At 67.9% G+C, this 2,297-nt stretch carries 2 protein-coding genes; one reads left to right on the plus strand and one right to left on the minus strand.

All coding sequences use genetic code 11. The annotated features are described in order from the left end of the window. Window positions 1–1,022 (minus strand): serine--tRNA ligase (serS, locus tag WA317_RS06835; protein WP_425172317.1); only part of this gene is annotated, 1,022 nt, incomplete at its 3' end. Between the two features lie 88 nt (window positions 1,023–1,110). Here serS and WA317_RS06840 point away from each other — a divergent pair. Continuing rightward, window positions 1,111–2,297, plus strand: a 1,187-nt coding sequence (locus WA317_RS06840; protein WP_425172318.1) for a septum formation family protein, incomplete at its 3' end; no start/stop codon positions are given.

The raw sequence follows: 2,297 nt of genomic DNA on the forward strand, positions 1-2,297 counted from the left end.
GCCTGCTGCGTCGGCACCCAGGCCTCACAGTCGAATTTGCGCGCCGCAGATGAGCCGAGGTCGCCCGCCGCCACGTCGATCACGCGATAGGGGACCTCGATCAGCGCCAGCATCTGTCGCTGCCAACCCAGCAGCCGGTCGTGCTCGGCTTCAGCGTCGTCGGGCGCGCAATAGATGAACGCCTCGACTTTGTCGAACTGGTGCACCCGGATGATGCCGCGGGTGTCCTTGCCGTAACTGCCGGCCTCGCGACGGAAACACGACGACCAGCCCGCGTAGCGCAGTGGCCCGTTGGACAGGTCCAGGATTTCGTCGGCGTGGTAGCCGGCCAGCGGCACCTCGGAGGTCCCGACGAGATAAAGGTCGTCGGCCGGTATGTGATACACCTCGTCGGCGTGCGCGCCGAGAAATCCGGTGCCGGCCATCACCTCCGGGCGCACCAGCACCGGCGGGATCATCAGGGTGAATCCGTTGTCGGCGGCCAGCCGCGCGGCCAACTGCAGCAGTCCCAGCTGCAACAGCGCGCCGCGACCGGTCAGGAAGTAGAACCGTGACCCCGACACTTTGGCGCCGCGCGCCATGTCGATGAGGCTCAGCGACTCGCCGAGTTCGAGGTGGTCTTTCGGGTTGTCTATCGCGGCCGGTTCGCCGACCACGTCGAGCACGGTGTAGTCGTCTTCTCCGCCGGCGGGAACCCCGTCGAGGATGACATTGGAGATCGCCATGTGCGCTGCGGTGAAGGCTTGCTCGGCGTCGGACCGCTGGGCCTCGGCCGCCTTCACGTCGTCGGTCAGGTCTCCGGCCTGCCGCAGCAGCGCTAGGCGCTGATCGGCCGACGCCCTGCTCACCTCCCTGCTGACGGCCTTGTGGTCGGCACGCAGCGAGTCGGCCTTCGCGATCGCGGCCCGGCGGGCGGTGTCGGCTGTCAACAGGGTGTCCACCAGGGCCGGGTCCTCGCCGCGGCTGACCTGCGAGCGACGCACGGCGTCGGGGTCTTCGCGCAACAACTTCAGGTCGATCACGGGCTGACCTTACGTTCGGCGAACCAAGCATCGTCGCGGATGCATCACATCTGTAACAACCGTCACGCTGCGCGCCGAGCCTGTCAGAATGGAGCCGATGGTGTACGCGCCCGAGCAGGAACAATCGATCGTCGACCGCCCGGCTGAACGGCCGGCGCGGTTCGGGTGGCTGCACACCTTCCGCGCTTCGTCGACCAGGCGGGCCCTGCTGCTCACCGCCCTGGGCGGCTTGCTGATAGCCGGCCTGATCACCGCGATTCCCATCGGGGACGGCGCACCGGGCCGGCTCTCCGGCTACATAAACCCGGTTCCCAGCACCGGCGCCAAAGGCAACGATGCCTTCAACCACGCCGCCAGTGGTGATTGCCTGATGTGGCCGGAACGGATGCCGGAGGCCGCGACCGTCGTCGACTGCAAGGACGAGCACCGATTCGAGGTCGCCGAGTCGATCGACATGAGCACCTTCCCCGGCTCGGAGTACGGGCGCAACGCCGCTCCCCCGTCCGCCGCCCGCATCGAGCAGATCAGCGTGGAACAGTGCGAGACCGCCGTGCGCCGCTACCTCGGCACCCGATTCGACCCGAACAGCAGGTTCAACATCAGCATGCTGTGGTCGGGCGACAGGGCGTGGCGTCAATCGGGTGAACGCCGCATGTTATGCGGGCTGGAACTGCCCGGCTCGGCCAACCAGCAGATCAGCTTCAAGGGCAAGGTGGCCGACGTCGACCAGTCCAAGGTGTGGCCGGCCGGCACCTGCCTCGGCATCGACCCGACCTCGAACCAGCCGACCGACGTGCCGGTCGACTGCGCGGCGCCGCACGCGATGGAAGTCACCGGCAGCGTCAACCTGGCCGAGAAGTTCCCCGGTGCACTGCCCGCCGAACCGGATCAGGACGGCTTCATCAAAGACTCCTGCACCCGGCTGACGGACGCCTATCTGGCGCCGGTCCAGTTTCGCACCACCACGCTGACGCTGATTTACAGCACGGTCTCGTTGCCCAGCTGGTCGGCCGGCAGCCGGGAGGTCGCGTGCAGCATCGGCGCGACGCTCGGCAACGGAGGCTGGGCGACGCTGCTGAACAGCGCAAAGGGCGCGTTGTTGATCAATGGCCAGCCGCCGATCGCACCACCGGACATTCCGCCGGAACGGCTCAACGTGCCGCCGGTCGAGCTGCCCACCATTGCGCCCAGCGCGCCCAGCGCGCCTTCCCCGGGTGCGTCGTCGCAGCCGTCCGAGCAGCCCAGGCAAGGCAACCAGCACCTACCGAATCAGCC

The sequence above is a fragment of the Mycobacterium sp. genome (genome assembly GCF_049802695.1).
In the GTDB taxonomy this organism is placed as follows: domain Bacteria; phylum Actinomycetota; class Actinomycetes; order Mycobacteriales; family Mycobacteriaceae; genus Mycobacterium.